Source organism: Flavobacterium sp., assembly GCF_043720215.1.
Lineage (GTDB): Bacteria > Bacteroidota > Bacteroidia > Flavobacteriales > Flavobacteriaceae > Flavobacterium.
In genome coordinates this window covers 1-5,101 of the sequence record NZ_JAYSSZ010000072.1, presented here as the reverse complement: position 1 = coordinate 5,101, position 5,101 = coordinate 1, and the positions used below count along the sequence as shown (strand labels likewise).

The 5,101-nt window shown below is 29.6% G+C and carries 7 protein-coding genes; 2 read left to right on the top strand and 5 right to left on the bottom strand.

The annotated features are described in order from the left end of the window. From ACHZC3_RS03270 to ACHZC3_RS03250, 5 genes are all read right to left on the bottom strand, one after another. Positions 1-411, bottom strand: a 411-nt coding sequence (locus ACHZC3_RS03270) for a cytidylyltransferase domain-containing protein (protein WP_394758447.1), incomplete at its 3' end; no start/stop codon positions are given. A gap of 59 nt (positions 412-470) precedes the next feature. Then, positions 471-902, bottom strand: coding sequence for a hypothetical protein (locus ACHZC3_RS03265; RefSeq protein ID WP_394758446.1), 432 nt, complete (start codon positions 900-902; stop codon positions 471-473). Positions 903-962: 60 nt separating this feature from the next. After that, positions 963-1,427, bottom strand: coding sequence for a hypothetical protein (locus tag ACHZC3_RS03260; RefSeq protein ID WP_394758445.1), 465 nt, complete (start codon positions 1,425-1,427; stop codon positions 963-965). A 5-nt stretch (positions 1,428-1,432) separates the two neighbouring features. Beyond that, the gene (locus ACHZC3_RS03255; protein ID WP_394758448.1) at positions 1,433-1,990 is read right to left on the bottom strand and encodes a DUF4126 domain-containing protein; all 558 of its coding nucleotides are present in this window, start codon (positions 1,988-1,990) and stop codon (positions 1,433-1,435) included. 205 nt (positions 1,991-2,195) lie between these two features. Beyond that, positions 2,196-3,617: an ATP-dependent RecD-like DNA helicase gene (locus ACHZC3_RS03250; protein ID WP_394758444.1), complete on the bottom strand. Its 1,422-nt coding sequence runs from the start codon at positions 3,615-3,617 to the stop codon at positions 2,196-2,198. Between the two features lie 247 nt (positions 3,618-3,864). Between ACHZC3_RS03250 and ACHZC3_RS03245 the strand changes: the two genes are divergently transcribed. Then, complete coding sequence (locus ACHZC3_RS03245) at positions 3,865-4,689, top strand: DUF3822 family protein (RefSeq protein ID WP_394758443.1); 825 nt, start codon at positions 3,865-3,867, stop codon at positions 4,687-4,689. After that, positions 4,680-5,101: RsmD family RNA methyltransferase (locus ACHZC3_RS03240; RefSeq protein ID WP_394758442.1), on the top strand; the 422-nt coding region annotated here is incomplete at its 3' end. The genes ACHZC3_RS03245 and ACHZC3_RS03240, both read left to right, overlap by 10 nt.

Below are 5,101 nucleotides of genomic sequence, written 5' to 3'. Positions count from 1 at the left end.
AATATCATTTTTGTTAGTAATATTTCTCATTAAAGAAGCCAAATCTACTATTTTTTCGGTATCATTTCTAAACACTTCAATCACTTTTTCGAGTGGTTCTTTGTTGATAAAAGGTTCGTCACCTTGCACATTGACAACAATATCCACCTCAAGATTTTCGATGGCTTCTGCAATTCGGTCGCTACCCGATTCGTGTTCTTTGATACTCATAATGGCTTTTCCACCATTAGAAATAATTTCATTATAAATCAAATTAGAATCAGTCACTACAAAAACATCATCAAACAAATGGGTTTCAACTGCTGCTTGATACGTTCGTAAAATAACTGTTTTTCCGCCCAAATCTTGCATGAGTTTGGCTGGAAATCGTGTTGAGGCGTATCGTGCGGGAATTACGGCTATTATTTTCATTTCTTTTAAGGTTCTAAGGTTTTGAGTGACAAAGGTTCAAAGGTTTTTTTAATCTTTAACTATTTACATTTCTTTTTTACATCATCAATTGACTCATTTAGCATAATTTCATCTTTTTTAAGCCAATTGTCAAATCCAATTCTATCAATCATATACATATTATAATGATATGAATTTTCGCTAGTTAAATTAAATTTTTTATTACTATCCTCAGCATCTTTAATTTCTTTTTTAATTTTTAAAAGATCTTTTCGGGTATATTTTAAATATCCATTATTTAAAAAATGTAAATTGGAGTTCTTAATAATATACAAACTCAAAATGTCATTTTGTAAAGCATAGCTTAACTCATCATTACAGTTAATTATGACACATTTATCAGTAGGCAAATTATTCAAAAAAGTTGAAAAACCTTTATTCATAAAAACATCTCCATTTATACTCCCACTTATACTTCCCCATATATTATATTCTAATGGAGATTCTGACACTTTTCTTATTGGCAATCCTACAAGATAAGGTCTATAACTTTCATCTAATGCTTTAATACCTTATGTATCTTTAACAATTGAATATGCAAATTCAAAAAAAGAATCTATTAACTTAAACTCTGTTTTAAATTTTTCTTTATATCGAGATGGTTGTAGAGTATTTATTTTTAAAACAATTCCATTTTTTTTAATAAAATTAATTTTAAAACCACCTCCATCAAAGGCAGATTCTTCTTTTACTATATCTTTCTTAGGTACATTTTTAATTATTAATGAATTAAATTGAAGAATTTGTTTATTTAAAAATGGGTATGCTTTTTTAAATACAACTTCTTTCTTCCCATTTCTTTTATTTCCTAAAATAAAAGTGGTAAGTGTATTTGTTTGGTAATCAATTTCAAATTTAGTACTTGCATGCTTAAAATTATCAAATTCAAAAATTAATCTTTGAATATCATTGCTATTTTGCGAGTATGCATTGAATGATAAAATCTGAAAAATAAACATTATAAAAACACTTCTCATAGTACTTATTTTCTGAATTTTTTATACAACCAAAATATCAATAAAAATATTAAAACCACTATTACAACAGCAACAATTGGTAAAAATATTGCCAGTGAACTCAAAGTAATTGCAGTTCCTGTTTCCGCAGTAGAAACTACAGGATTTCCTAAACCTGCTGTTTTTACTGATGAAGCGAGCCTTGTCATGGTTGTCATTCCTTGCATGGCAGTTGCGGTTCCTCCTCCTGCAATTATAGCTAATCCCCAAGTCATCATAGGATCTAAATCTACTAATGTTGATGCCATGGCAGCCGTTCCTGCAATTGCCGCTAATGGTGTGGCAATTGTATCTAAAAGATTGTCTACAAACGGAATATAATACCCAAAAATCTCGGCAATCATGGCTATTCCTAAAGAAATCATAGCGGGAATACCTCCTACCCAAGCCCAACTTTCGTTGAGTGGAATAACATTAAAGTGTGATGCTAAACTCAATGCAAAAAGTGGTAAAAAAACTCTAAAACCTGCTGATGCAGCTAGTCCGATTCCTAAAAATAAACTTAATATGGTTTCTGTTGTTATCATAATTTTATTAAAATTAATGGGATTTGTCATTCTGAGGAACGAAGAATCTCAATAGTTGTTCAATTTATGAGATTTCTCCTTCGTCGAAATGACAAAATGCTCTCTTTTTGCGTTAGGGATTGAAGTGGAAATCCTTTTTTTGGATTTTTCTTCCAAAAAAAGATTGCAACGTAAAGCCCGACCCTTGTGGTAACGCCTTAATTTATTCTACAAAATTTTCATCTTTAAAACCTATCAAATATAACTTATCTTTTGCTCTTGTCATGGCGGTATATAACCAGCGAATATAATCTTTATCGATTCCGTTTGGTAAATAAGGCTGCTCGATAAATACGGTATTCCATTGTCCTCCTTGCGATTTGTGGCACGTTATGGCATACGAGAATTTGACTTGCAAGGCATTGAAATATTCATTTTCTTTTACTTTTTGAAATTGTTTAAACTTCGTTTCTCCTTCATAATCTTTCATCACTTCTTGATACAATCTATTTGATTCTTCATAGGATAATGAGGGTGATTCGCTCGAAATGGTATCTAATAATAAAACGGTTTCATATGGTTTTTGGTCTGGATAATCGACCATTCGTATCTTGACATTAGCAAATTTGAAGCCATATAATTCTTTTATATTTCGAATATCCAACACTTCGATAATATCACCATTGGCAATAAAACCAGCTTGGTCGGAATCCTTTAGCCAAAAGTAATTATTTTTTACAACCATCAAGAAATCTCCTGTAGAAAGTTCGCTTTCTTTATCTAGAATTTTTGTTCTAATTTGTTGATTGTACTGATTGGCTCGCTTGTTAGAACGAACTATAAATGCTGTGTCTTCGATACTATAATTGCTATAAGCCGAATTGATGGCGTCTTGAATATCGTAACCATCTGATAGTCGAACAATATCTTTAAATCCTTTGAGATTAAATTTGAAACTATCGAAAAATACATCTTTTAATAATTCTCTAAGTTCAGTAGCATTATACAAAATTCCCGAGTTTTCTTCTTGACGCATGACTTCATCAAATTCGATAGAATACACATCTTTATTATAATGTAAACTCAAAGTATCTGTATCTAATGCTGGAGATATATCTAACTGAACTGGTGGTAATTGAGCTGTGTCACCTAATAGAATCATTTTGCAGTTATCGCCCGAATAGACATAGGAAATTAGATCATCTAAAAGGGAACCGTTTTCGTATAATTTAGATTCGGTATTCACATCCGAAATCATCGATGATTCATCAATAAAAAAAATAGTATTCTTATGCTTATTGGGTTGTAAAGTAAATGAAACGCCACCGCCAGATGTCTTTTTAGGAAAATATATTTTTTTATGAATGGTAAATGCAGGTTTGTTCGAATAATTAGCAATTACCTTTGCTGCACGACCAGTTGGGGCAAGTAAAACATACTTTTTATTAATTTCGATTAGGTTATTTACTATGGTCGAAATCACCGTTGTTTTTCCAGTTCCTGCATACCCTTTTAGTACAAAAATTTCGTCTTTATTACTGTTTGTAATAAATTCTGCAATTTGCTGAAAGAAAATATCTTGTTTTACGGTGGGCTTAAAAGGAAATTTTTTTTGTAAAACACTGTAAAACAAGGAAGCACTCATTTATTTCTGGTAAAATATTATATTTCAAATATACACATCAAAATTAACTTGTTTACTTTTTTACTACTGATTCACAGATTTTTTTGTAATTCATCAATTTTTGTGATTTTTTGCCACGAATTCACTAATTTAAAATCTGAGAATCTATGGTTGAATTTTTAAAAGTAAATCTTCTAATCAAAATTTTCTAGTTTGTTTATTAAAGTAAAAAAAATTGTAGATTTGCCATATAACTGAGATTCACGCAATGCAGATTTCATCACCAACAATTCTAGATAAAAAATACATTAAGTTAGTGTTGCAAATTTCACTATCTGAAATTTCATTTTGCATAATGGATACTTTGTCTAACAAAATTGAAACTATTGGTAATTATCCCATAAAAAAATCGAATAATTTTATTGATATAGAAGAGGAAATTATAAATTTTATAAAAAAAACACCCATTTTACAATCAAAATTTGATTCTATATTGGTTCTTCATAACAATAATCTTTCAGCATTTGTTCCACATGTTTTGTTTGATGAGCAATATTTAGGAAGTTATTTGCAATATAACATTAAAGTTTTTGAAACAGATTTTATTACTTTTGATAAAATACCTAACTATGATATGAATTCTGTTTACATTCCTTATGTGAATATAAACAATTCATTGATTGATATTTATGGAAGTTTTGATTATAAACACTCCTATTCTATTCTTGTAAAAAAAGTATTGGATTTGAGTAAAAATAAAGAAGAACCACAAGTATTTATTCATTGCCAAAACGATAATTTTCAGATTATTGTAGTTAAAAATCAAGAATTAATACTTTTTAACTCTTTTGAATACAAAACCAAAGAAGATTTTATTTATTTTTTATTATTTACCGTTGAACAATTGCAACTCAATCCAGAAACTTTGCAACTAAAAATCTTTGGAGAAATCACAAAAGAAAGCGAGACATATCAAATTGCATATAAATATATAAGAAATGTTTCCTTATTTTTTGAGAATAATGATTTAGAAAGTAAAATTTCACAACAAGACTATTTACAAAACTTTATACTAATACACGCGTGCGAATAATATCAGGAAAATACAAAGGAAGACGAATTTCTCCACCCAAAAACTTGCCAGTTCGCCCTACGACTGATATGTGTAAGGAAGCGTTGTTTAATATTTTAAATAATAATTTCAATTTTACTGAACTTCGTGTACTTGACTTATTTGCAGGAACAGGAAGTATAAGTTACGAGTTTGCCTCACGTGGTTGTAAACCCATTACTAGCGTAGATGGTGATATGGGTTGTGTAAATTTTATACGAAAAACAACTAAAGAATTTGATTTTGACATTACGCCTATAAAAAGTGATGTTTTCGCATTCCTAGAAAAAAACAAAGCCAGTTACGATATTATTTTTGCCGATCCGCCATACGGAATGGAGCAGAAAGACTTCGAAAAAATCATTTTGTTGATTTTTGAAAACGGATTGTTAGA

Coding starts and splice junctions, on each gene's coding strand:
- ACHZC3_RS03260 (WP_394758445.1), bottom strand. CDS start 1,427: ATGAGAAGTGTTTTTATAATGTTTATTTTTCAGATTTTATCATTCAAT.
- ACHZC3_RS03250 (WP_394758444.1), bottom strand. CDS start 3,617: ATGAGTGCTTCCTTGTTTTACAGTGTTTTACAAAAAAAATTTCCTTTT.
- ACHZC3_RS03245 (WP_394758443.1), top strand. CDS start 3,865: ATGCAGATTTCATCACCAACAATTCTAGATAAAAAATACATTAAGTTA.